General features: G+C 38.9%; 27 protein-coding genes. 18 read left to right on the top strand and 9 right to left on the bottom strand.

Features of this window, described 5'->3' with window-relative positions; translation table 11 throughout:
- Nucleotides 1-10: 10 nt before the first annotated feature.
- From JN080_RS15800 to JN080_RS15790, 3 genes are all read left to right on the top strand, one after another.
- Nucleotides 11-3,019 carry an ATP-binding protein gene (locus JN080_RS15800; RefSeq protein ID WP_256236964.1) on the top strand — a complete coding sequence of 1,003 codons (3,009 nt, stop codon included), beginning with the start codon at nt 11-13 and terminating at the stop codon, nt 3,017-3,019.
- Between the two features lie 36 nt (nt 3,020-3,055).
- A complete protein-coding gene (gene yhaM / locus JN080_RS15795) occupies nt 3,056-4,000 on the top strand; it encodes a 3'-5' exoribonuclease YhaM (RefSeq protein WP_256236963.1) in 945 nt (314 codons plus the stop codon).
- Nucleotides 4,001-4,124: 124 nt separating this feature from the next.
- Entirely contained in the window at nt 4,125-4,316 is a 192-nt protein-coding gene (locus JN080_RS15790) for a sporulation YhaL family protein (protein WP_256236962.1), read from the top strand.
- 73 nt (nt 4,317-4,389) lie between these two features.
- Here the strand turns inward: JN080_RS15790 and JN080_RS15785 are convergent, their stop codons facing one another.
- Nucleotides 4,390-5,304, bottom strand: coding sequence for a peptidylprolyl isomerase (locus JN080_RS15785; protein ID WP_256236961.1), 915 nt, complete (start codon nt 5,302-5,304; stop codon nt 4,390-4,392).
- A 201-nt stretch (nt 5,305-5,505) separates the two neighbouring features.
- Between JN080_RS15785 and JN080_RS15780 the strand changes: the two genes are divergently transcribed.
- Nucleotides 5,506-5,592 (top strand): YjcZ family sporulation protein, encoded by an 87-nt coding sequence (locus JN080_RS15780; RefSeq protein ID WP_205174231.1) that lies wholly within the window; start codon nt 5,506-5,508, stop codon nt 5,590-5,592.
- Nucleotides 5,593-5,647: 55 nt separating this feature from the next.
- Here the strand turns inward: JN080_RS15780 and JN080_RS15775 are convergent, their stop codons facing one another.
- The gene (locus tag JN080_RS15775; RefSeq protein ID WP_256236960.1) at nt 5,648-5,827 is read right to left on the bottom strand and encodes a hypothetical protein; all 180 of its coding nucleotides are present in this window, start codon (nt 5,825-5,827) and stop codon (nt 5,648-5,650) included.
- A gap of 357 nt (nt 5,828-6,184) precedes the next feature.
- Here JN080_RS15775 and JN080_RS15770 point away from each other — a divergent pair, with 357 nt between their 5' ends.
- Nucleotides 6,185-6,520 carry a DUF1878 family protein gene (locus JN080_RS15770; RefSeq protein ID WP_256236959.1) on the top strand — a complete coding sequence of 112 codons (336 nt, stop codon included), beginning with the start codon at nt 6,185-6,187 and terminating at the stop codon, nt 6,518-6,520.
- A gap of 3 nt (nt 6,521-6,523) precedes the next feature.
- Here JN080_RS15770 and JN080_RS15765 read toward each other — a convergent pair whose 3' ends face one another.
- The gene (locus tag JN080_RS15765; protein WP_256236958.1) at nt 6,524-7,099 is read right to left on the bottom strand and encodes an HTH-type transcriptional regulator Hpr; all 576 of its coding nucleotides are present in this window, start codon (nt 7,097-7,099) and stop codon (nt 6,524-6,526) included.
- Nucleotides 7,100-7,452: 353 nt separating this feature from the next.
- On the opposite strand from JN080_RS15765, the gene yhzF reads away from it, so the two are divergent.
- Nucleotides 7,453-7,644, top strand: a complete 192-nt coding sequence (gene yhzF, locus JN080_RS15760) for a membrane protein YhzF (RefSeq protein WP_256236957.1) — start codon at nt 7,453-7,455, stop codon at nt 7,642-7,644.
- A 213-nt stretch (nt 7,645-7,857) separates the two neighbouring features.
- On the opposite strand, the gene JN080_RS15755 is transcribed toward yhzF, so the two are convergent.
- The 4 genes from JN080_RS15755 to JN080_RS15740 form a co-directional block, all read right to left on the bottom strand.
- Entirely contained in the window at nt 7,858-8,388 is a 531-nt protein-coding gene (locus tag JN080_RS15755; protein ID WP_256236956.1) for a tryptophan transporter, read from the bottom strand.
- A gap of 129 nt (nt 8,389-8,517) precedes the next feature.
- Nucleotides 8,518-9,246: an EcsC family protein gene (locus JN080_RS15750; RefSeq protein WP_256236955.1), complete on the bottom strand. Its 729-nt coding sequence runs from the start codon at nt 9,244-9,246 to the stop codon at nt 8,518-8,520.
- Between the two features lie 52 nt (nt 9,247-9,298).
- A complete protein-coding gene (locus JN080_RS15745; protein WP_256236954.1) occupies nt 9,299-10,513 on the bottom strand; it encodes an ABC transporter permease in 1,215 nt (404 codons plus the stop codon).
- Nucleotides 10,506-11,246, bottom strand: coding sequence for an ABC transporter ATP-binding protein (locus JN080_RS15740; protein WP_256236953.1), 741 nt, complete (start codon nt 11,244-11,246; stop codon nt 10,506-10,508). The genes JN080_RS15745 and JN080_RS15740 overlap by 8 nt, the downstream gene beginning before the upstream one ends.
- 583 nt (nt 11,247-11,829) lie before the next feature.
- Between JN080_RS15740 and JN080_RS15735 the strand changes: the two genes are divergently transcribed.
- A complete protein-coding gene (locus JN080_RS15735) occupies nt 11,830-12,249 on the top strand; it encodes an HIT family protein (RefSeq protein ID WP_256236952.1) in 420 nt (139 codons plus the stop codon).
- A 76-nt stretch (nt 12,250-12,325) separates the two neighbouring features.
- Here JN080_RS15735 and JN080_RS15730 read toward each other — a convergent pair whose 3' ends face one another.
- Nucleotides 12,326-12,829 carry an antibiotic biosynthesis monooxygenase family protein gene (locus tag JN080_RS15730; protein WP_256236951.1) on the bottom strand — a complete coding sequence of 168 codons (504 nt, stop codon included), beginning with the start codon at nt 12,827-12,829 and terminating at the stop codon, nt 12,326-12,328.
- Between the two features lie 405 nt (nt 12,830-13,234).
- Between JN080_RS15730 and JN080_RS15725 the strand changes: the two genes are divergently transcribed.
- From JN080_RS15725 to JN080_RS15690, 8 genes are all read left to right on the top strand, one after another.
- Nucleotides 13,235-13,537, top strand: a complete 303-nt coding sequence (locus JN080_RS15725; RefSeq protein WP_256236950.1) for an urease subunit gamma — start codon at nt 13,235-13,237, stop codon at nt 13,535-13,537.
- Between the two features lie 33 nt (nt 13,538-13,570).
- Nucleotides 13,571-13,894 (top strand): urease subunit beta, encoded by a 324-nt coding sequence (ureB, locus tag JN080_RS15720; RefSeq protein ID WP_256237045.1) that lies wholly within the window; start codon nt 13,571-13,573, stop codon nt 13,892-13,894.
- Nucleotides 13,891-15,603, top strand: a complete 1,713-nt coding sequence (ureC, locus tag JN080_RS15715; protein WP_256236949.1) for an urease subunit alpha — start codon at nt 13,891-13,893, stop codon at nt 15,601-15,603. The genes ureB and ureC overlap by 4 nt, the downstream gene beginning before the upstream one ends.
- Nucleotides 15,604-15,613: 10 nt before the next feature.
- The gene (gene ureE, locus JN080_RS15710) at nt 15,614-16,069 is read left to right on the top strand and encodes an urease accessory protein UreE (RefSeq protein ID WP_256236948.1); all 456 of its coding nucleotides are present in this window, start codon (nt 15,614-15,616) and stop codon (nt 16,067-16,069) included.
- A complete protein-coding gene (locus JN080_RS15705) occupies nt 16,062-16,745 on the top strand; it encodes an urease accessory protein UreF (protein WP_256236947.1) in 684 nt (227 codons plus the stop codon). Before ureE ends, JN080_RS15705 begins: the two co-directional genes overlap by 8 nt.
- 23 nt (nt 16,746-16,768) lie before the next feature.
- A complete protein-coding gene (gene ureG / locus JN080_RS15700) occupies nt 16,769-17,380 on the top strand; it encodes an urease accessory protein UreG (protein WP_256236946.1) in 612 nt (203 codons plus the stop codon).
- Nucleotide 17,381: 1 nt separating this feature from the next.
- Complete coding sequence (locus JN080_RS15695) at nt 17,382-18,206, top strand: urease accessory protein UreD (RefSeq protein WP_256236945.1); 825 nt, start codon at nt 17,382-17,384, stop codon at nt 18,204-18,206.
- Nucleotides 18,207-18,283: 77 nt separating this feature from the next.
- The gene (locus JN080_RS15690; protein WP_256236944.1) at nt 18,284-18,976 is read left to right on the top strand and encodes an urease accessory protein UreH domain-containing protein; all 693 of its coding nucleotides are present in this window, start codon (nt 18,284-18,286) and stop codon (nt 18,974-18,976) included.
- An 84-nt stretch (nt 18,977-19,060) separates the two neighbouring features.
- Here the strand turns inward: JN080_RS15690 and JN080_RS15685 are convergent, their stop codons facing one another.
- Nucleotides 19,061-20,011 (bottom strand): urea transporter, encoded by a 951-nt coding sequence (locus JN080_RS15685; protein ID WP_256236943.1) that lies wholly within the window; start codon nt 20,009-20,011, stop codon nt 19,061-19,063.
- A gap of 364 nt (nt 20,012-20,375) precedes the next feature.
- Between JN080_RS15685 and hemE the strand changes: the two genes are divergently transcribed.
- The 3 genes from hemE to hemY all read left to right on the top strand — a co-directional run bounded on the left by hemE (nt 20,376) and on the right by hemY (nt 24,039).
- Complete coding sequence (gene hemE / locus JN080_RS15680) at nt 20,376-21,413, top strand: uroporphyrinogen decarboxylase (protein WP_256236942.1); 1,038 nt, start codon at nt 20,376-20,378, stop codon at nt 21,411-21,413.
- 207 nt (nt 21,414-21,620) lie between these two features.
- The gene (gene hemH / locus JN080_RS15675) at nt 21,621-22,562 is read left to right on the top strand and encodes a ferrochelatase (protein WP_256236941.1); all 942 of its coding nucleotides are present in this window, start codon (nt 21,621-21,623) and stop codon (nt 22,560-22,562) included.
- A gap of 31 nt (nt 22,563-22,593) precedes the next feature.
- On the top strand, nt 22,594-24,039 hold the full coding sequence (gene hemY / locus JN080_RS15670; protein ID WP_256236940.1) for a protoporphyrinogen oxidase: 1,446 nt from the start codon (nt 22,594-22,596) through the stop codon (nt 24,037-24,039).
- Nucleotides 24,040-25,218: the final 1,179 nt, after the last annotated feature.

Genomic DNA, 25,218 nt, shown 5'->3' with positions numbered 1-25,218 from the left:
AGGTTTTATCTTGAAGATCATTAGTATGTATGTGTATGGCTTTGGCCAGTTAGCAGACGTTAAAATCGATAATTTAGCGGATTTTCAAGTTTTCTATGGAGAAAATGAAGCGGGAAAATCAACGATCATGGCGTTTATTCATGCGATTTTGTTTGGATTTCCAACAAAGCAGCAAACAGAATTGCGTTATGAACCAAGGCATAACAGTAAATATGGCGGGAAAATGAAAATTTTCACTGAAGATAAAGGATATACGGTTATTGAAAGAGTAAAAGGAAAAGCTGCTGTGGGAGATGTATCCGTTATTGCTGAAAATGGTGTCATTGGCGGTGAAGACCTCCTTAAAGAACTTTTGTCCAATATCGATAGAGGATTGTTTCAAGCTATTTTTTCATTTAATTTGCACGGATTACAGAACATTCATCAAATGAAAGGAGAAGAGATTGGAAAATTTTTATTTTCGGCAGGGACGTTAGGAACGGACCGCTTAGCATTAGCTGAGAGTGAGCTTCAGAAGGGATTGGATGCACGTTTTAAACCTGGTGGAAAAAAGCCGCTTATCAATGAAAAATTGCAGGAATTACATCACCTAAACAATGAGTGGAAGGTGGCAGCAGCAAAAAATCAGGAATATGAAATGTTGGTTCAAAAGAAAAGCTTGATCCAACAAGAAATGGCTGAGATTCAAGAAACCATCAAGGATTTTCAAAAGAAAGTGGAAAACTTGAATGAGTGGAAAAAAATAGAGGGCTTTGTAAAAGAAGAGAAATGGACGGTAACGGAGCTAGATAAGATCGGCGAAGTAGCTTTTCCAGTCAAGGGAATTGAACGATTTGAAAGCCTTAAGCCGCTTCTCTCTTCATATGAGGCACAAATTTTAAGCTTGAGCGATAGAATGGAACAGCTAAAAAAGGAAACCGAGCTTATACAGCCGAATATGTCAATACTTGAAAGTGAGTCTGAAATTCTGGCAGTTGTAGAACAATATCCACTTTACCAACAATTAAAATTACAAGAAAAACAAACTGAAATAAAGCTTAATCATTTCCAAGAGAGGCTTGCTGGCATAAAAGAAAAGCTTCATTTGCCATTAGTAGCAGAGGAAATCGAATTGATTAATACAAATATTTATATGAAGGACAAGGTTGAGAAGCTTTCAAGGAAAGGGCAGACGCTCAAAGAGATGAAGCAACAGCTTGAAAGCCGGTTTAACGAAGAAAAAAGTGCCCTTGAGGCGATTGAGGAAAATATTGAATCAGAGAAAGCAAAGGTTATTCCTGACTCCGAGAGAAGTCAATTTGAGAAACAAGTAAATGAGAGCCTTGACAGAGATAGGATCGAAATGAAATTGCAGGCGGTCCGGGATAAAATTGAGATCTATAAAATGGCTTCCGAGCAGGAAAAGGTAACAGCAGCAGGTCTTCGTAAACAAAAACAAATTCAGTACTTTCTGCTTGCGGTTCTTTTGTTCGCTATTGCTGTTTATGGCTGGGTAATTAGTCAAGCTCTGCTTTTCCTTTTATGTATAGTTGGTTTTATTATATCGGCAATCTTTTTTGTCGGTAACCTTCGCCAGCCTATTAAGAAGCAGGACGAACATTCCCTGCCCAAGCTTTTGCAGGAAGAACAACAATTATTACAAACTTTCCAAACTAGTGATTTTAGGAAACTGGCTGCTCTTCAAGAAAGGTTAGCAATTGATAATAGCCACCGGGAGCAACTGCAGGTTTTGCGAGTAAAGCTGGAACAGCAGCAGCACCAGTATGAAAAGGTAATTAAAAGATTTGAAGAATGGGAGTTAGAGGATTCCGAATATAAACAGGGAATAAAAGAAATAAGCAAGGAGTTAAAGATTCCTGAATATATGGCCGATGCTTATTTGGCTGAAGCGTTTCAGCTCATTGAACAATTTAAGACAGAAATAAGAGAAAAACAGCAATTGCTAATAAGCATGGCATCGATGAAAAGTAATCAAATGGAAATTATCAGCAGGTTGAATGATCTGGCAAGCAAATTTTTAAAAGACAAGAACGTAGAAATACAGGAATTAACTTATTTATTGAGAAGTAAATTAAAGGAGGAACAAGAGAGAAGCGTCCAATGGAAGGAAAAACAGGCGAAACTGGCTGATTTGGAAGCAGATCTCCACCAATTAAAGCAGGAACACCGCCATATAGAGTCAGACCTTCGCCAGCTTTTACATGAAGCCAAGGTGGAAAACGAAAATGCATTTTACGAGCTGGGTACGAAAGCTGAAAGGAAAGCGAAGCTTCTCGAAAGACTAGAAGACTTAGAGAAACAACTTCATCATTCCTTTTTAAGTAAATTGGAAAGAGAAAGCTACCTGCTAATTCATGATTGTGATGAAATAATCAGTGAGCATAATCACGAGGTAGAAGGCCTTCAATTCCGGCTAACAAAGCTTCAGGAACAGCAGGCTTCAATAAAATATGAGATTCAAAGGATCGAAGAAGGCGGTTTGTATTCCGAATTGCTGCACCAATTCAAACAGAAAAAGTATGAATTGGAAGAGGATGCAAAAGAATGGGCTGTATTGAATTTAGCAAGGAATATTCTCACGCAAACCATTGAAAAGTATAAAAATGTCCATTTACCGAGAATGCTTTCCAAAGCGGAGGAATTCTTGTCCTTTCTTACAGATGGAAATTACCAAAAAATTCTACTCCAGCAATCTGGTCCTGGCTTCCTAATTGTACGAAAAGATCAAATGATATTTGAAGCAAATGAACTAAGCCAAGCAACAACTGAACAAGTTTATGTTGCGATTCGATTAGCCTTGGCAACGACACTATATGAAAAATATCATTTTCCAATTATAATTGATGATAGCTTTGTAAACTTTGATGCAAAGCGGACACAAAAAGTAATTGACCTTCTTCGACATTTAAAACAAAATCAAATTTTATTTTTTACATGTCATCAGCATTTACTGCAGTTTTTTAAAAAAGATGAATTGCTTTACTTAAATAATGGTGTGATCGAGCATTCGATAACATGATCTACCTTGTATTACGGAAGGGAGCGGCAAAAGAGGATGAATAAGGGAGTTCTTCAGTATGATGTTGGGGAGCAGGTAGAATTGTTTCTCTTAATTAAAAGTGCTACTAAGGGAACTGCAAGTAACGGTAAGCCGTTTTTAACGCTTATTTTGCAAGACAAGAGTGGTGATATTGAGGCAAAGCTTTGGGATGCCAGTAATGAAGATGAAAAAAACTATGCGGCTCAAAGCATCGTTAAAGTATTGGGTGATATCCAAAACTATCGGGGAAGAAGTCAACTGAAGATTCGGCAAATACGTCCGTCATCTAAGAGTGATAATGTAAAATTGGCTGATTTTCTTGAGACGGCCCCTCTAAGCCGTGATGAGATGACCGGTAAGCTTACACAATATATATTTGAAATGAAGAACCCAAACATTCAAAGAATTACTCGACATCTAATCAAAAAGTATCAGAGTGCATTTTTAGAGTACCCAGCTGCAACCAAAAATCATCATGAGTTTGTGTCAGGCCTTGCCTTCCATGTAATAAGTATGCTTGATCTGGCAAAGGCCATTGCTTCACTTTACCCTAGTCTTGACAAGGACTTGCTTTATGCAGGTGTTATTTTGCATGATCTAGGGAAAGTGATTGAGCTTTCAGGTCCAATTTCAACCGTTTATACAATCGAAGGGAACTTACTTGGTCATATCACGATTATGGTAAATGAAATCGGTAAAGTTGCTGATGAATTGGATATTTCCGGGGAAGAAGTCATGATCCTCCAACATCTTGTTTTAAGCCATCATGGAAAAGCGGAATGGGGAAGTCCTAAACCCCCACTAATTAAAGAAGCCGAAATGCTCCACTATATTGATAATATTGATGCGAAGATGAATATGCTTGACCGGGCCCTTGAAAGAGTGAAGCCGGGTGAGTTTTCAGAACGCATATTTGCTTTAGATAATCGTTCCTTTTACAAGCCTATTTTCCATAAATAACGGAGCCAGCCCCAACTTGGGGCTATTTTTTTACTTGTTTTTTAGAAAATAAGTAATTTTTCACTAGATTAGGAATATGTTGATAAAAAAGGACAACCCATATAAGCTGAAGGGAGAGGTTAGAATGGTTATTCCAATTTGGATTTATGCAGTTGTAGCGGGGATTATTATAAGTGCTGTAATGGCGCTAAAAACAGGCAGAGAAGAACGTGTTATGGAGCTTGAGAACATTGAAAGAGAAGGAGAAATCTATATGAAGCGGATGGAAGAAGAAAAAGAAATTCGAGAAACACAAAAAGTGACTGGAACCGAATGAAAAGGAGAGACTCATCAACCTGAGTCTCTCCTTTATTTGTGACGCTTATTGTAAACGTGCGTTTTCACTTTTTTTATTGTCCAGCAGGCGCAGCACCAGCACCAGCACCAGCACCAGCACCAGCACCAGCACCAGCACTAGTAGAAGCAGGATTAAGTGCATCTTTTAAGTCTTTGTCATCAACTTTCACGTTTGCTGCTTTAAGTTCCTTTTCCATGGTTTTATTAATGATATCATTCGTCAACTTAGAAGATTTAACAGCGTAAATAATATCTTTTTTCATAGCTGCAAATGATTTCTTCGGCTTCTCGCCAGTTTTTTGGATAATATGATATCCATATTGACTCTTTACTGGAGCGCTAATTTCATTAATTTTAAGGGCAAATGCGGCCTTTTCAAATTCAGGATCCATTTTTCCGGTTCCAAACCAGCCTAGGTCACCGCCATTTTGTGCACTTGCTGTATCTGTTGAGTACTGTTTAGCTAGATCCTCAAATTTGGCGCCAGCATCAAGCTTTTGCTTGACCTCATTTGCCTTAGCTTCATCGGCTACTAGAATATGGCGGGCTCTAATGTCTGGCTTATAGTTATTGTAGTAATCATGTAACTCTTTATCCGTTACCTTGATATCCTTCATTGCAGCCTTTTCTTGAAGCATCCCAATCTTCATTGTTTCTTTGAGATCAGCTTCGCTTTTGTATCCATACTGTGCGAGTGCCATTTGGAAATTTGCTCCAAGATCTTTCTTAAGCTGGGAAACCTTATCGTTTAACTCTTTATCCGTAACAGTATATTTTTTAGAAAGAACCTTTTCATAGAGGAGTTGTTGTAAGGCTTGAGTTCCAATTTTTTCTTTCATCATCGTATAAAGCTCGTCCTTTGTTACATTTCCAGCGCTACTTTTTGCTACATTGTCAGAAGCACCACTGCATGCACCTAACACAAGAACCCCGCTGGTTAAAGTTAGCGCCAACATCCATTTTTTCATTAACATATCTCTCCTAAGTAAATATTCGTGTACAATACAATTTTTACTATAACATAAACCAGAATGACTTCAAAAAATTAAACCAAATTTATAGCGGATTTTTTAAAGAAAACTCATTGTATTAGCCATAAATGGGTACTAGCCTATCCCAATTTACTACGAATTACATATGATAAAAAAAAGGATAAAGGAGGTGGAAATATGTCTGGTGCTTACGGTGGAGGATTTGCCTTGATTGTAGTCCTCTTTATCTTATTGATCATCATTGGAGCTTCTTGGGTTTACTAATGATAAAAAGGAAAAGGCGATGAGCATCGACTCTCCGCTTTTTCCTATACATATTTTAAGTAAATAGGATTTCCATGTAGGAGGAAACAAGTAGTATAGTAACTAGGACATTAATTGTTCTAAATACTTTATTTTGCCGCTCTTCAGGTATGCCCTTTTGGATACAAAGAGCATTGGTCAATTTATTCACATAAAATAGAATAAAAATAGCAATAACAATAAAAACGGAGATCATCAAAGATTCCCTCCCTTGTGAACGAATATTTTATAGAGCACTATTTCTTCCTGAAGGTGAAGAAATAGGGGAGAGTACCTTGTAAACTGCTCAGAAAGACCTCGCCAACTGCTTCATAAATTCTACAATAACAAAAAAAAATAAAAAAAGATAGTCAAAAGGATTTCCGCCTTAGGTTTCGATACCAATTAGTAGAATTATAAGGTGGAAATGTGAGAAAATTGAAGGTAAAGATCATTCTCAGTAAATAGAGCGCTGAAGAAAATGTCTCGATAAGAAAAAATCATTTACCTTGATTAAGTTTTGGTAAATAATGAAAATATGAAACGGCAAAGGTATGAAATGAGGTTGTCATTTATGAATGAACGTGAACTTGTAGAACGAATTCAATTACTTGAATTTCATCAAAAATTATTGTTAAAGTTAATAAACAATCCGAAGCTTGAGTTTAGTAAACTTATTATTGAAAAAGGGATTTCAGAGCAGGAAGTACAAAGCTTCTTTAAGCTTTGTGAAGAAATGTGCAATAAGATGGCTAAACAAAAAGCGGAGGGGTTTGTCTATTTTTATCCGCTTTTCGATGAGTTTTCTACTTCCATGCCACTTACTCTCCAGACAGAAGAAGTAATAGTAGCTTGCCTTCGCCAGAATCTTTTTGAGTCTCTCATGCTGGAATTTAAGAAATACCTTTAATTCCTAAACGAATTCTTGTTCTGACTTCTGGGTTTTTACTAATTTACTATTTTCTTCAGTAAACTCACTGTCAACATTATTGAACGACCTTTCAAAAATCTCCATGAAATCATCTCCGTAAATATTACGGACGATTGCCATCATTTCAATAATATCAGGGAACTTTCCATAAAGTTCTCTTAGCGGCAATGCTCCGGATAACACAGAATTGTTGTCTGGATTAAAGTTTTCCATTAACTGCAGTAAGATCTCTTCTCCTTGTGGAGTGAGTTCGATGTACGTGTTACGCTTATCATTTTCCTTTTTGGAAAACTTAAGTAAGCCTCTCTCTTCTAACTTTTTTGAAAAGTTAAATGCTGTGGATACGTGCATAACCCCGAATTTAGCAACGTCCGAAATGGAAGCACCATGTAGATGGTATGCAATCCAAAGGATATGATGCTCATTAATGTTTAAGTCAAATGGCTTTATCCACTGCTGCCAATCCTTCTCAATTGATTTCCACAAGGCCTTGCTTAATTGAGCAATTCGCTGGCTAAATAGCATCGCTTCTTTCATTGAATACTGTTTTTCCGCCATCCCCGTCTCACCTACTTTTTAATTTCTCTATTAATATTATGCCAATAAAACAAAGATTAATAAAGATGTTAATTTACAAAATTTTAAGAAAATATTTTAGCTTATAAAACATCCATGTATTTTTAAATATCTATTAAATGAGTGGATACATTTAATGTTAAAATAGCTATCACTTTAATAATAAATACTTTTCTCCGATATTTCCACCTTTATTTGAAAGTTTTGTTAACATTCAATATTCAGAAATCAAAACACATCCTATTTGATTGGTTTCTCATACTCTGCGGCTCATAGGAATGCGTACAAATACATATAAATGAACGAGCAGCTTTTTAGTAAGGGAGGGTGTGCTGATGGTACTTGCAGCAATCAGTATGTTTTTCATTAGTGCAGTATTAGTAACGGCAGCACTGTATTTTTTGCTGGCGTTTATAAAGCCAGGTGTATATCCTCCGAAAAAAGTTTTAAAAAGCAGGGCATTAACTTTAGGCTGTGCAGGAGGATTTTCACTGTTTATTGGAGCAATCTTTTTTTATTTTATATAAATTTTACCACCTATGTAAAAAAAAACAAAAAAAGAACCTCAAAAAGGTTCTTTTTCCGCAACGTCTAGCTCCAGCGCCCAGCGACTAGTGGACTTCGCCCACCTCCCCCTACGATAAGTCAACATCGAATCGCTTGTGCTCTTCGTGTATCCTTTATCTCAGTCGATGTGCTCCAGTCCATACATCGCTAAACGGGCGCTTCCGCTTTTGTACCTACTTTTGAGCAAGTGATTGAGAAGTCAATTTTGTTCTTTTCACAACGGATAGGGCGATTGGGTAAAGAATGATCATCGTGATTGTATTCATTACTGCAGCTGGTAAAACGACTGCAGCAAATAATCCAGCAAAAGGACCTGGCAATCCGACAATATAATAAGCAGATGTTAAAAATGCTGCACCAGAAATAATTGTTCCAATCGCTGTTAGTACAGCAACGCTAATAATAGAACCCCGGAATTTTTTTAAAGATACAAACAAACCGAAAAATAACAAGGATGTGACAATCTTATCAATAATGTTTGGAATCAATCCTCCAGGGAAGGTTGTTGTAATACCAGAAATTAAGCCAGTAACAATCCCTAAAATCATAACACTTTTAAAATCTGGAAAAAGAATAATCCCTAAAAACATCATTGCTAACATCATATCTGGTTTCATTCCAAGAAAAATTCCAGGAATTACCGCATGTAACACTGCCCCAATCCCCACCAAAAGTGCAAGAGCAACTAAATTCTTCGTTTTCATTTCTCATCTCTCCTCAGCTAACTAAGCTAATTTGTTTCTCCTGCAGTGCGCTCAATGCCTGCAGCGAAAAACTTGATAATATTATAGCATAGTAAAATAAGAGAATAAAGATAAAAATATTCAGTCTATTTAATCAGAGATTGCCGGGGGTGATTTTAATATTCGTAAACGATAGGCATTCATCGCAGTTTCACCTAAATGATTAAGAAGGTTGTTATTTGCATATGCACCGACAAACGCACCGATTCCAGGAACAAGCTGGAATAATTTAGCCAAATCGATATAATCCCTGTATTCTTGTTGAAACTTGCGCCAATCCATATCTTCTTGGACGTTCTTCTGATTTTCCCAATTTTCAATCATGTATAAGGTATCCTCACGTGTTTGATCACTAGAAAAAGCAAGCTGAAAAACATGAAGAATAAATTGCCTCTCAGTGTATTCCTTTGTATCGAAGCCATAGATGGAGGCAATCTCAAAGAGAAACTTCATTTTAATCGTAAGCAATAAAGGAAAGTCAGCCAGACCAAGGAAAATTCCACCTGCACCTGTTCCAGCACCTTCCACAATTGCTGTTTTTTGATAAACCGATATTTTTTTTCTTGCTAAATCATCTCTTTCAGCTAATGAAAAACCACGGGCCTGATTTCTCGGGGTGGTTACTTGGGAGCCAACTAATGTTGCTTTGACCATTGCTTTAACGCTCTCTGTAACTGCCTGATGAACCTTATCCGGAATCCAATCAGTTATTTTACTCTGTGCTTTTTTGGACATTCGCGCCATCATCCCGGAACGTTTTTTTATTTTATGTTTCCACAAAATAATTTCCTCATAAACCTTTACCTCATAATCATTCATATTTCCCCAACCTTTTACTTGTATTTTTGTTCGTGATACAAATTTAAGAGGTCTATTCTGCTTTAAAGCGCTTTTTACTATAAATAAAAACAAAGTAGTAACTGAACGAACCCCCAACAAGTAGTTCTAATAAAGCACTTGACCATTGACTTTTGATTAGCAGGATTATCGCAAAAATAATCGTTTGGACGATTAAAATAACCATGAGTAAGGAATAGAAGGCAGACTTTTTATCGTTTGCATGTACAGGGTACAAGTCAACCCAAAGCTTATTTTGATGATGGTTCCAAAGTGGCAAAAGTTGAAACCCAGTTAAATATAAAAATAAAACTGCAAGCAATACCTGTCCAAGACCAAAGGATAGGAAATAAATCGCAATCCCGCCAATCACCGTTAATCTAACAAAAAGTCCAAGATAATCACCAGAGCGAAGAAACGTCCTTGTATATAAATAGTGATAGGTCTTCTCCTGAGAAAAGGGTATCGACTGAAGCAGAAAATCCAGCCATTTTCTTCTTTTTACCGTGTCTTTTAATGTCGGTACATCTGTGAAAAGATTAGCCAGCCGATAAAAGGAATTCATTCGTTTTTCTTCCTGGTTGATTAATAAATCCCATTTCAAGTTGCTATTTTTAGTACGTATATAAAAAGATCGAAAATAAAGGACCATTACAAGAGCTATCGCAACTAAAATCAGTGGATTCGCTTGCTTAAACAGTAAAAAGGCAAAGGATGTATTGATAAAGTAACGAACAATCGCATCCCATCTGTAAATAGAGGGCTGGATAAAATACTGTATTCGCCATCCGCTGGCTAAATTCCAAGCTTTAGACACTAACAAAACAATTAGAAATGGAAAAAAGGGGCGGAAGCCACTGCTGCTTACACGAGCAAACATCGGCATGAACACTGCAAGAACAAGTAACAATATGTATCCTTGAAAAATAAAGCTGATGATACCTGAACGATAAAAGTAGCGTTTCATTTTGTTTTCAAGCGGCAGTAAAAATACTTGGTCAGCCTCAAGCAAAAAATTATAAACCGGACTGTACGTAAGAAAAAGACCAATACAAATTGCCATAATAATTTCTGATGGAAAGTGATCTGGCAGCCCTTTTACCCAATTTTGATAATAATACGCTGCGGAACCAAGCAAAAATAGTAAAACAACCATTAAATGACCATTAAAAATATAACGAAGGTATTTTCCTAAATCCTTTGTACGTTGGCCGAAACGCTCTCTCCAAAGTTTATTATCATCAAACATAATTATCTTCCTTTGTCAGTTGAATATATAATTCATCTAATGAGGCAGCGGGCATCGAAAACTGTTCTCTTAACTCACCCAATGTCCCTTTTGAACGAATTTTTCCTTCGTGGAGGATGACGAACCGATCACAATATTTTTCCGCTGTAGCCAGAATATGAGTCGAAATTAAGATGCCTGCCCCAGCGTCTTTCATTTTGTTCATTAAATCGAGCAGCGATTGAATGCCAAGAGGATCAAGTCCAACAAAAGGTTCATCGATGATATAAAGTGACGGCTGAACTAAGAAAGCACACATAATCATTACTTTTTGTTTCATCCCTTTTGAAAAATGAGCGGGAAACCAATTCAAACGTTTTTCCATGCGAAATTCTTTTAGCAAGGATGTAATTCTCCCCCGATATATTGCCTCATCCAACCCGTATGCCATAGCAGTAAGCTTTAAGTGTTCTTCCAAGGTAAGTTCATCATATAAAACAGGTGTTTCCGGTATATAAGTGAGCAATTTTCGATAAGCTTCTTTGTCCTTGTTAAATGAAAGTCCATTAATTTTGATTTCTCCATGATGCGGTTCCATGAGACCAATAATATGTTTGATCGTGGTGCTTTTACCTGCACCATTTAAGCCAATTAATCCGACCATCTCTTTATTGTTGATTTCAAATGAAATATCTTTTAGAACGGGGTTTCTTGTATATCCCCCCGTTAAATTTTCGATTGATAATAAAGACATTTTCAACGTCCTTCCTATACTTTATGCTTTCATTTTAGCAAATCCTTTTTAGGTACAAAAGAAAATGAAATAAATTGAACTTCTTTTGTATATTCTTTTCCTAATCGGACATCATAATATTCGAAGGGGAACAACAAAAGTGATGATTTAGTTCATCCCAAAATTGAAATGAGGTGTCTGTCGCAGACAAGTTCCTTTCAATTCATTAGCTTTTAGAACGTTTCAGATAAGGGGATGGTTGTTTTGGGCAAAGTACCTTGTAACCATTTGATGTTCAAATAGCTTATTTTAGAGAAAACAGCTTAAATGAGGTGTTTATCAAAGACCATCGACCGTTTCATTACTTTATACGTTGAGAAAACATATGAAGAAGAGTAGGGGATGGTAAGCTTGAACAGAGATCACTCTTTATAAAAACACTACCATTAAAATGAGGTGTTTACCAAAGAAAGAGACCTGATTGAACGATAAACTAGAAGCGTTTCCCTTCAAGAAGGCAGGATTCCATGCGGATCCTGCCTTTCTTACATTTATGCCATGTGGTAAAATACATAATAAACATTATTTGGAAAGGTTGTGCAAAATGAGCGATTGCATTTTTTGTAAAATTGTTAGTGGGGAAATTCCTTCTGCCAAGGTATTTGAAAATGAACATGTCGTAGCTTTTTTAGATATCAGTCAAGTAACGAAAGGGCACACCTTAGTTATTCCTAAAGTACATAAAGAAAATTTGTTTGAGCTAACACCTGAAATCGCACGGAACGTTTTTGAGGCTGTCCCGTCCATTGCCAATGCTTTAAAAGCAGAGTATGAACCGGTAGCATTAAATATGGTTAATAATAATGGGGAACAGGCCGGCCAAACCGTTTTCCATTTTCACCTTCATTTAATCCCGCGCTACGGAAAAGGCGATGGCTTTGGTGCAGTTTGGAAAGATAATCAAGGCGATTATTCTTCACAGCAATTACAGGAAATGGCAGAGAGCATTCGAGAGCGTATGTAATTTTAACTTACTAAGACAGATGAAAAAAGTGAAAAAAAGGATGGAGCACTGCTCCATCCTTTCCTCATTCTTCTGGTTATTCGGACAATGTGTATTTTTTAGTATAGGAAGTACTGGCGAATATTTTAGGCTGCGGTTCGACTACTGTTGCTTCCTGTTGATTATTGTGCGCTCCTTTGAAGGAAGTTGAATTTTTCCATTGAGTAAATGCTGTTTCGGTTTCCCACACTGTGATAACGATATAGGTGTTGGATGAAAGCGGCCGCAGGACTCTAATAGCAAGGAAACCCGGCTGATTTTCAACCTGTTTTGACCGGTCTTTGAATCGATATTCAAATATTGGCCGACCTTCATCAGTAACAGGAATATTATTCATTACAACAAAGCCGGTTTCCCCAATCGTTCCTGCGGAATCGAGTATTTCGTATTCACGTGGTTCTTTAAAAATGGTTTCTCCATTTGATTCATGCAGCAATAATGCCCCGTCTTCATTTTCCATCATAGCTATTTTTTCTTGTGGATTCTTTTCTTTCATCGCTTTTAAAAAATCATATGTTCCTGCCGTTATGTAAGCGTACATCATTAAAACCCCTCTAAATTATTTTTAAAGAAAATAAAACTCTTTTCTAATCCTATCTTTTAACCTTCCTTATTTCCTTTATTACTTGTTCTTTTTGGAACATTGCAATGACTGCAATGAAATGCATTACTTTTCTTCAATTTTAACTTTTATTCCTGTAAGGAAGCAAGGGGGCTGTTCTTTTAGCGGACAATCGGAAGGTTTGCATCGATTGCCATGTACATCAAATCCTCAACCAAATCCGATTCTCTTATTCTTTTATGGTGTCCTTTTGCGATCGGTAAAGAAGGTCTTTTTTTATGAAAATTTTTTAGACAGTGTTTAAATTTATTTGGATAGGTAACTTTATTAAAGTGTGTTTATTTTGATTTTCCAGAAATTACCTTGGATAAAGGAGGCTTTACGATGCAATTATTACCTCGTGAAATTGACAAGCTCATGATTGTGGTGGCTGCGGATCTTGCTAAAAGAAGGAAAGACAGGGGATTGAAATTGAATTATCCCGAAGCAGTAGCATATATCACATATGAGGTGTTAGAAGGGGCCCGGGACGGAAAAACCGTGGCAGAATTGATGGAATATGGGGCAACAATTTTGACAAGAGAAGATGTTATGGAAGGTATACCGGATATTATTGATGATATCCAAGTAGAGGCAACATTTCCGGATGGAACAAAATTAGTAACTGTACATGATCCTATTCGATAAGGCAACAGGAGGGAAACAAAAATGGAGACAGGAATGGAGCCAGGACAATTATTTTTAAAAGAAGAACCAATTATCATTAATGAAGGCAGATCAACCTTAAAACTTCATGTAACAAATACCGGGGATCGGCCGGTCCAAGTTGGTTCTCACTTTCACTTTTTTGAAGTAAACGAAGCCTTACAATTTAATCGTCAAGAAGCTTTTGGAAAACGTTTAAATATCCCTGCCGGTTCCGCTGTTCGATTTGAACCGGGTGATGAAAAAGAGGTGGAATTAGTTAACTATGCCGGGGAACAAAAGGTGTACGGCTTTAATAATAAAACAGATGGATCCGTGAAAGGAGGGCGTCAACAATGAGTTATAAAATGACCAGGAAGCAATACGCTGAAATGTATGGACCTACTGTAGGTGATTCCATTCGCTTAGCGGATACCGATTTATTTATTCAAATTGAAAAGGATTATACGACTTATGGTGATGAAGTTGTCTTCGGAGGCGGTAAAGTTATACGTGATGGAATGGGACAGCATCCTCTAGTGACCAGAGCGGATGGGATTCCAGACGTTGTCATTACAAATGCAGTCATTCTAGACTATACAGGAATTTATAAAGCTGATATCGGGATCCGCGATGGAAAAATTTCCGGAATCGGAAAAAGCGGCAATCCTTTGGTCATGGATGGGGTAGACATTATCATTGGGGCTTCAACTGAAATCATTGCCGGTGAAGGAATGATTGTCACGGCTGGCGGTCTCGATACCCATGTTCATTTCATAAATCCTGAGCAGGTTGATACAGCTCTTTCTGCCGGTCTCACCACTGTCATAGGCGGAGGCACTGGGCCTACTGCAGGATCAAGAGCAACAACCGTTGCTCCGGGTGAATGGAATATTCATCGAATGCTTGAGGCGGCAGAGGGACTGCCGATCAATGTCGGGTTCACAGGAAAAGGACAGGCAGCGGCTGAAGAGCCTTTAGCAGAACAAATACGCGCGGGAGCAATCGGATTAAAGGTTCATGAAGATTGGGGCGCAACGGCTTCTGCCATTGACCATGCCCTTCGAGTAGCAGATCAGTTTGATGTACAAGTAGCACTTCATGCAGACACCCTAAATGAAGGCGGGTTTGTTGAAAATACGATGGCAGCTATTAAGGATCGGGTCATTCATATGTACCATACAGAAGGTGCAGGCGGAGGACATGCCCCGGATTTAATCAAATCCGCGAGCTATATGAATGTTCTCCCTTCATCAACCAATCCAACTCTGCCATATACAGTTAATACAGTAGACGAACATTTAGATATGCTGATGGTCTGTCATCATTTAAACCCTTCAGTACCGGAAGATATTGCTTTCGCTGATTCCCGGATTCGAAAAGAAACGATTGCTGCTGAAGATATCCTTCAGGATATGGGGGTTTTCAGTATGACAAGTTCAGATGCTCAGGCCATGGGACGAATTGGAGAGGTTATCATTCGATCATGGCAAGTAGCAGACAAAATGAAAAAGCAAAGAGGATCCATGCAAGGAGACAGCAAACTTTCCGATAATAATCGAGTGAAGCGATATGTAGCTAAATATACAATAAACCCTGCGATTACCCATGGGGTGTCTGATTATGTGGGCTCCGTGGAGGTAGGAAAAGTTGCTGACCTTGTTATCTGGAATCCTGCATTTTTTGGTGTGAAGCCGGAATTGGTGTTAAAGAGTGGATTCATTGTATGTGGCATGATGGGTGATGCGAATGCATCCATTCCAACACCGCAGCCGGTTGTGTGCCGTCCAATGTATGCCGCTTATGGAAAGGCTTTGTCAAAGAGCTCGATTACCTTTCTTTCCCAGGCAGCTGTGGAAAATAAGGTACACGAAAAACTGGGATTGGAGAAGATGATTCTTCCTGTACATGGAATCCGGAAATTAACGAAGAAAGACATGAAGCTAAACTCAGAAACGCCTGAGCTTACCGTCGATCCGCAAACCTATGAGGTAAGAGTAAATGGTGAACTCATCACCTGTGATCCGGTGGACAAGGTACCAATGGGACAGCGCTATTTTCTATTTTGAGGTGGGAACAGTGATCATTGAAAGAATTGAAGCAAATATTGAGAGTATGGAAAAAGAAGAAATCATTAACCGTCATATTGAAAAGGTTTACCTTGAGAGTGCTCACTTGGTGAAACGGATTCAACGGGTGAAAACAGACCACGGCCGGGAAATTGGCATTCGCTTGAAAGAGTCGCGAGCCTTGGCTGCAGGTGATGTTTTGTATATGGATGATCGAAATATGATTGTCATTGATGTGATGGCGGATGATTTATTGGTGATTAGACCGCGGAGTCTAAACGAAATGGGAAATATCGCCCATCAGCTGGGCAATCGTCATCTTCCGGCCCAATTTGAGAATGATGAAATGATGGTTCAATATGATTATCTTGTGGAGGAGTTAGTAAGGGAGATGGACATTCCTTTTACCCGTGAAGAACGCAAGGTAAAGCAGGCATTTCGTCATATAGGTCATAGCCATGAATAAAATCCTTTCCTTATTTCAGTTATGTGATTCGAATTTTCCAACAGGGGCTTTTAGCCATTCCTTTGGTCTTGAGAGTTATATACAAGAAAATATTGTTCATAATCCGGATACATTTAAAGAGTGGCTCCATGTTTATTTAAATGAACAGCTCATCTATTCAGATGGGCTTGCTTGTCATCTCATTTATCAAGCATTGGAAAAAGAAGATTACCTAAAAGTATGGAAGCTGGACCGAATATTGAATGTCCAAAATCTGCCACGGGAAACAAGAGAAGGCACCCAAAGAATGGGGGAGAGAATGTTAAGTCTTGTTGAAAATTTATATGATGTTCCTATTCTCTCCATTTACAGAAAGAGGATTAAGGCAAAGCAATCTTTTGGGCACCCCGCAATCGTTTTTACCATGATTGCACATAATCTTGAAGCATCGAAAACCGAAGCGATTTTATTTTATTTGTACTCTGTTGTTTCAAATCTTGTGCAAAATGCTGTAAGGGCCATCCCATTAGGACAGACAGCTGGCCAGAAAATTATTCATGACTTCCAAAGTGAATTAGTGTTGTCCGCAGAGAAAATTCAACTACTTGATGAAGAGGATTTCGGCATTGTTTCTCCTGGATTAGAGCTATCACAAATGATGCATGAACGGGTTACTATACGAATCTTTATGTCTTAAATAATTGAAAGGGAGTGTTTTTTATGGGCGTTATTAAAATTGGTGTTGGAGGACCTGTAGGGGCAGGTAAAACGATGCTGGTGGAAAAATTAACCAGACATCTGAATGACGAATTAAGTATGGCGGTTGTCACAAATGATATTTATACAAAAGAGGATGCTAAATTCCTTATGCAAAATGGTGTATTGCCGGCAGACCGAATCATTGGTGTTGAAACTGGTGGTTGTCCGCATACGGCAATACGCGAAGATGCTTCCATGAATTTCGCCGCAATTGATGAGCTAAAGGAAAAGCACCCGGACGTTCAATTAATTTTTATCGAAAGCGGCGGGGATAATCTTGCAGCTACATTTAGTCCGGAATTAGTTGATTTCTCGATCTATATAGTCGATGTAGCCCAAGGGGAAAAAATTCCCCGAAAGGGCGGACAAGGTATGATTAAATCTGACTTGTTTATTATTAATAAAACTGATTTAGCCCCATTTGTTGGTGCATCCCTTGATGTGATGGAATCAGATACAAAAGTTTTCCGCGGAGATAAACCTTTTGTGTTTACCAACCTTAAAGAAAACGATGGGCTAGGGGATGTCGTTGATTGGCTGAAACAAAATGCTTTTTTAGAAGGATTAGCTTAAAATGGCGGGGTGGACTGGTGAATTAAGACTGTCGGCCGAAGAACGCAAAGGGAAAACGGTCGCGAAAAACGTTTACTTCCAGGGTGCTTTTAAGGTCATGAGGCCGGTTTATCATGATCATACTGGTCAAGCATGCTATTATCTATTGAACCCCGGTGGAGGCTATTTAGATGGCGACCGTTATAAACTGCAAATCTCTTTGGAAAAACAGGCCAAACTTACGTTAACCACGCAATCAGCGACGAAGGTCTATAGAACTCCAAATAATCACGTATATCAGGAAACGGAGATCATTCTTAAAGAGGGCAGCTTTCTTGAATATTTACCCGATCCGCTTATTGCTTACCGAGACGCTAGATATAAACAAAAAAATGTTATCCGAATGGAAAAAAACGCGACGTTTATTTATACCGATATTATTACACCAGGCTGGTCACCAGATGGAGTTCGTTTTAGTTATGAAAGTGTGCAATTGCTGAATGAGGTCTATATTGATAATGAACTGGCAGCCTATGACCATATTAAATTGAAACCTGGTGTTCAAAATATAGGGGGACTAGGGTTAATGGAGGGATTTTCCCATTTAGGCTCGATGATTGTCGTAGGGGAACAAACGAGCAGTGCTCTTCTTGACCGGTTAATTCAGGAAATAAATGATAATTCAGCCTCGTTTAAGGCTGGTATTTCGCTTTTAGCAAAACCAGGGTTTACAATCCGTGTATTAGCAAATTCCACTCAAGTAATAGAGAGAATATTTGCGGAGTGTCTACATACAATTAGGAAAGAATGGTTTAGTACCAGCCTTTGCTTTTTAAGAAAATATTAAAAGTTATAATACCTGGTAATCTATACGGTTACTGGGTTTTTCTAAATGAGAAAAGGGATAATAGGGGAGGAATTTTAATGGAAATTACCTTGTTTTCAGTTATGACCTTGGGATTTTTATTAGGAATTAGGCATGCTATGGAACCGGATCATGTGATTGCTGTTTCCACCATTGCAAGCCAAAGCAAAAAATTATCGCACGCATCACTTGCCGGAATTTATTGGGGAATTGGGCACACAGCTACTCTTTTTATTATTGGCATTATTTTAATTATGATGAAAAATGATATATCGGCAAAGTGGTCACTGTCATTAGAATTTTTAGTAGGGATCATGCTCGTTTATCTTGGGACCACCAGTATTTTATCCTTTAAGAAGGATCGAAAGCACTCACATCATATTCACCTTGACCATTCAGAAGAATCCGGCCTCTCTACAATTCAAGTAAATAAAAATGTACCGTATTTAAAATCTTTAATTATTGGGCTTATACATGGACTCGCAGGAAGTGCGGCGATGGTTTTGCTTACGATGAGTACGGTGAATTCCGTTTGGCAGGGCGGTTTATATATTTTAGTCTTTGGTGCTGGCACCATAACTGGCATGTTGCTGTTTACAACGATTATTGGAATTCCATTTGTTTTAAGCATGAAACAAATGGTAACAAGCAGGGTGCTAATCATGACTACCGGTTGCATAAGCATTCTTTTTGGAATTTACTATATGTATAATTTGGGTTTTAACGAAGGTTTGTTTAAGCAATGGATTTAGCTCTAATGGCTGTTACAAAAAAGTTTTAAATATTAACGAAAAAGCAACATCCCGTACACGTCCGGGATGTTGCTTTTCGTTTTATCAAATAGATGTGAGAACCTTTCTTGCACCTAGAAACAGCCATGAACATAAAACAAAAGGCATTGTTAGCGCGGGAAGGCCATAGGGCAATAGCCATGTATCAACACTAGCCGTAATGGGAACCGTCAAACAAGCAGCAATAATCCCTGTCAGCAGTGAGAAACGCTGGTTTTCCTTAAAGACAATCGATACAGCGATAATGGTTAAAATGGCATTGTAACCATAAAGTCCATTAAAAATTAAACTATGTTCACCCCCAAGAAGATAGGATGTTAATAAAGCGGCAGCATTACCGATGATGGCATAAAGACCAAATTTCCACCCTGCCCAAAAGATCGCGACAAAAAGTAAAATACCAGATAAGTTATAATCAAGAAAAAAGACTTGCCCGATTCCATTTACACTTCCATCAAGCCAATTTGTTTCACCCTCAATATTCAGTGTCCAATTGGATAAAGACTGTGGTACAAGATTAGGGCTTAACCGAAATGTAACCAACCGATAAGAGGTCAGCAGTAAAAACCATGTAAGGGTAATGAATGGAAACGTAAGGACGGGCAGTCCAGTATTTTTCATAACATGGATTAACGTTGCTGAAAATACCGCTGCAATGGCAGCACCAGTTAAAGCAATTGCCCAGCGGTCATCACCGCTTAAAAACAATGAAAGCGCCATCCCTGTTAGTACAGAGTTGTATCCATATAATCCTTGATTAACACTATCTATATCTGCTCCACCTATTTTAGCAATTAGGGTTCCGATGATGGCCGATAAAAGGGTAATGATGCCTAAAGCTAAAGATGAAATCATAATAGCGACAAGAATAATGAAGCCTGTTATTGCATTTTCAATCAGTATTACTTGTGAAATACCTTTTAGAGAGGATATCATCAACGATATTAGAGTGGTTCTATTTACGAAATCTGGCGTTAGTTTTTGTATAGTAATCATCCCCATTTAAAAAGTTTTTATCTTTTATTTAGCGGGCGGAAGGTATATTTACTTGAGTAATTTACCCGCATGGGGAAATCTGATACATACTTAATTTACTCTGCTTTTCTTACCTTTTAATTTAAACAAATTTGTAAACTTAAAAACGACTTTTTTTTGACAGTTAAGCACGGTATCTACCCAAGATTTTAATAAATCGATATAGTGAAGACATTGTATATTGTTAAGATATTTTTTTTTATAAAAATAAATCCTTGTAACTTCTTTTGAGAAGCTGTGGAATCCCTTTTGAAATCTAGTTTTACTTTATCATCAGATATATTACAATGTTAAGCAGACATGTCTCGAAAGGTGGATATTTTAAATGGTAAGACCGATTAACGATACGTTTTTAAAAGCAGCTCGAGGAGAAAAGACAGATTATGTACCTGTTTGGTATATGAGGCAGGCAGGGCGATCCCAGCCGGAATATCGAGTAATTAAAGAAAAATATTCTCTGTTTGAAATTACCCATCAACCAGAGCTATGTGCATATGTTACCAGACTTCCGGTTGAAAATTATGATGTCGATGCCGCGATCCTGTATAAAGATATTATGACACCGCTTCCGGCAATTGGAGTAGAGGTTGAGATAAAAAGTGGGGTAGGGCCTGTCATCGCAAATCCAATCAAGTCCTTAGCCGATGTTGAAAAACTAGGCGGAATTTCCCCTGAGGAAGATATCCCGTATGTACTTGAAACGATTAAGCTTTTGACTGAAGAACAATTGTCTGTCCCGTTAATTGGTTTTTCAGGTGCACCGTTTACACTCGCCAGTTATATGATCGAGGGCGGTCCATCACGGAACTACAATAAAACAAAGGCGTTCATGTATACGGAACCTAAAGCATGGTTTGCCTTAATGGATAAGCTCGCTGAGATGATTATTATATATGTAAAAGCGCAGATTAAAGCTGGGGCAAAAGCTATTCAAATTTTTGACTCATGGGTCGGCGCATTGAATGTAGAAGACTATCGATACTTTATCAAACCGGTAATGGCTAAAATCTTTTCTGCGCTTAGAGAAGAAAACGTCCCCCTTATCATGTTTGGCGTTGGTGCTAGCCATCTAGCTTTAGAATGGAATGATCTGCCGCTAGATGTGGTTGGTTTAGATTGGCGCATGCCAATTCAGCAGGCAAGGGAATTAGGAATTCAAAAAACCTTGCAGGGAAACCTCGATCCGGCCATTCTTTTAGCACCTTGGGAAGTTATTGAGGAGAAAGCAAAAGCAATTTTGGATCAGGGAATGGCGCAAAACGGTTATATTTTCAACTTAGGTCATGGGGTTTTTCCTCAGGCTGATCCAGATATCTTAAAGAGATTAACAGCTTTTATCCATGACTATTCTGCTGCGAAGTAAAACTGAACCCAATTAGTATTTTTTATTTTAATAGTGCTAAAGTTGGCAAACCATCGGATTTTTTGGCACAATATAGGAAGAATGTCTGCGAGAGGGGATAAATGCGAAACACCCCTCTTTTTCACAAGTGCCCATTCTTAAAGACGGCTGAAAGAGAAGGTCATTTTTAAGTGTACCCACTTGGACTAGAAACGAGGTGCTGACAAATTGACAAAAAAGAAAATGGGTTTGCTTGTTATGGCATATGGAACCCCATATAAATTAGAAGATCTTGAACGTTACTATACACACATTCGCCACGGCCGCAAGCCATCAGCTGATATGATTGAGGACTTGAGAAATCGTTATGAGGCGATTGGCGGAATTTCCCCACTTTCCAAAATTACAATGGAACAAGCGGAAAAACTAGAAAGACAACTCAATCAACTACAAACTGAAATTGATTTTAAAATGTATCTTGGACTAAAGCACATTGATCCGTTTATTGAAGAGGCTGTTAAGCAAATGAATCAGGATGGGATCGAAGAGGCTGTTAGTATCGTACTTGCTCCGCACTTCTCCAGCTTTAGTGTAAAGTCGTATAATGACAGGGCAAAAGAAGAAGCAGAGAAACTGGGAGGGCCAAGATTTTTCTCGGTCGAAAGCTGGTACGATGAACCTAAATTTGTTGATTTTTGGGCTGAAAAAATAAAGCAAATTTATGAGCAAATGCCGAAGGATGAAAAGGAACAATCGATGCTTATTGTCTCTGCTCACAGCCTGCCAGAGAAGATTCTGCGATCGGGTGATCCGTATCCACAGCAACTGCAGGAGACTGCTGATTTAATTGCTCGACAGGCTGGAATTAAAACCTACACGGTTGGCTGGCAGAGTGCAGGGAGAACGCCTGAACCCTGGCTTGGTCCTGATGTTAAAGAACTAACAAGAGCATTAGCCAAAGAGCATCAGTATAAATCGTATGTTTACGCGCCTGTAGGCTTTGTTTGTGAACACCTTGAGGTGCTTTATGATAATGATATTGAATGTAAAGCAGTGACAGATGAAGTCGGGGCGAACTATTATCGCCCAGAGATGCCAAACGCAAAGGAACCATTTATCGATGCTTTGTCTACTGTCATTTTGAAGACTATAGTAAAATCATCTGAATAAACAGCAAGAATTCGTGAAAGAGGTGACTTCCGTGAGGGAAGGCAGACGTGTTGTTGCAATTGTTGGGGGTGGGATTACTGGATTGACTTCAGCATTTTATCTTCAAAAAATTGCACGAGAAAAACATCTTCCACTCGATGTTAAGCTCATTGAAGCTTCTCATCGGCTGGGTGGAAAAATGCAAACGGTTATAAGGGACGGTTTTACAATTGAACGGGGTCCTGATTCATTTTTAGCGCGTAAAACGAGCATTAAAAGGCTTGCAAAAGAGGTTGGCATGGAGGATCAGCTGGTTCATAACTCAACAGGAAAGTCTTATATTCTTGTAAATAATAAATTATATTCTATGCCAGGCGGTTCGGTTATGGGGATCCCAACAGAAGTTGGGCCGTTTATCACAACAGGTTTATTTTCGATTCCGGGAAAGCTGAGGGCTGCAGCAGATCTGTTTTTGCCAAAGTCAGATAGTGGCAAAGACCAATCATTAGGAGATTTTTTCCGAAGAAGATTGGGAAATGAGGTTGTTGAGAATTTAATTGAGCCATTATTGTCTGGTATTTACGCGGGTGATCTTGATCAGTTAAGTTTAATGGCAACATATCCACAGTTTTATGAGGTTGAACAAAAGTATCGCAGCTTAATAATAGGAATGAGGAAATCTAGTTCCTCTCAGCCGAAAAAGAAAGAAACCGCCGATAAATCAAAAGGTGCTTTTTTGACATTTAAAACGGGTCTTCAGTCGTTTGCAGAGGCAATTGAAGCAAAATTGGAGCCTAATTCCATTTTAAAAGGACATCGCGTCAGCAAAATTTATAAATTGAACGATCAATACGAGATTTTTTTAAACAACGGGGAAACCATGATGGCTGATAGTGTGATAGCTGCTACCTCCCACAAAATTACCCAGTTGATTTTTAAGCAGTATTCCTTTTTTGATCCTTTTAAAAATGTACCTTCAACTTCTGTTGCGACAGTCGCGCTTGCTTTCCCTAAAGAAGCAATTAAGAAGGATATTAATGGTACAGGGTTCGTTGTCTCAAGAAATAGTGATTATACAATTACTGCGTGTACATGGACACACAAAAAGTGGAAACACTCTGCTCCTGAAGGCAAGGTACTGCTTCGCTGTTATGTGGGCCGTGCTGGTGACGAGACGATCGTTGACCTGTCCGATGACCAAATTATAAAAATCGTCCTTGATGACTTAAGCAAAACGATGGATATATCAATGGAGCCTGACTTTGCTGTTATTTCCAGATGGAAAAATGCAATGCCGCAATATATTGTCGGCCATAAGCAACGGCTTGAAACGATCAAAAAACATGTTGCTGAAGAATTGCCCGGTGTATTTTTAGCGGGTTCTTCCTATGAAGGGATTGGCGTTCCCGATTGCATCGACCAAGGTGAGGCAGCAGTCCAACATGTTTTAGAATATCTCAAATTAAATGATTTCTCCAAAGAAGCTGTTCAAGCGTAACAGCTTCTTTTTTGGGGGATAAAATTTACTTCACTACGTGACCGAAGAAGCTTGAAAAGAGGGGGCAGGGTAAAGTAAAGGGCGTCTACGTGACCGAAGAAGCTTGAAAAGAGGGGGCAGGGTAAAGTAAAGGGCGTCTATGTGACCGAAGGAGCTTGAAAAGAGGGGGCAGGGTAAAGTAAAGGACGTCTACGTGACCGAAGAAGCTTGAAAAGAGGGGGCAGGGTAAAGTAAAGGGCGTCTATGTGACCGAAGGAGCTTGAAAAGAGGGGGCAGGGTAAAGTAAAGGGCGTCTACGTGACCGAAGAAGCGGTAAAAGAGGGAACAGGGTAAAGTAAAGGGCGTCTACGTTACCGAAGAAGCGGCAAAAGAGGGAACAGGGTAAAGTAAAGGGCGTCTACGTGACCGAAGAAGCTTGAAAAGAGGGAACAGGGTAAAGTAAAGGACGTCTGAGTGACCGAAGAAGCGGCAAAAGAGGGAACAAAGTAAAGTAAAGGGCGTCTACGTGACCGAAGAAGCTTGAAAAGAGGGAACAGGGTAAAGTAAAGGACGTCTGAGTGACCGAAGAAGCGGCAAAAGAGGGAACAAAGTAAAGTAAAGGGCGTCTATGTGACCGAAGGAGCTTGAAAAGAGGGAACAGGGTAAAGTAAAGGGCGTCTACGTGACCGAAAAAGCTTGAAAAGAGGGAACAGGGTAAAGTAAAGGACGTCTGAGTGACCGAAGAAGCGGCAAAAGAGGGAACAGGGTAAAGTAAAGGGCGTCTACGTGACCGAAGAAGCTTGAAAAGAGGGGACAGGGTAACGTAGAGAGCGTCTATGTGACCGAGAAGCAGAAAAAGAGGGAACAGGGTAAAGTAAAGGGCGTCTACGTGACCGAAGAAGCTTGAAAAGAGGGAACAGGGTAAAGTAAAGGACGTCTACGTGACCGAAAAAGCTTGAAAAGAGGGAACAAAGTAAAGTAAAGTAAAGGGCGTCTACGTGACCGAAGAAGCTTGAAAAGAGGGGACAGGGTAAAGTAAAGGGCGTCTACGTGACCGAAGAAGCGGTAAAAGAGGGAACAGGGTAAAGTAAAGGGCGTCTACGTGACCGAAGAAGCTTGAAAAGAGGGGACAGGGTAACGTAGAGAGCGTCTACGTGACCGAGAAGCAGAAAAAGAGAGCAAAGGGTAACTTAAAGAGAT

The sequence above is a fragment of the Bacillus sp. EB600 genome (genome assembly GCF_024494385.1).
GTDB lineage: Bacteria > Bacillota > Bacilli > Bacillales > Cytobacillaceae > JAEVLT01.
This window is presented reverse-complemented; position numbering and strand designations above follow the sequence as displayed.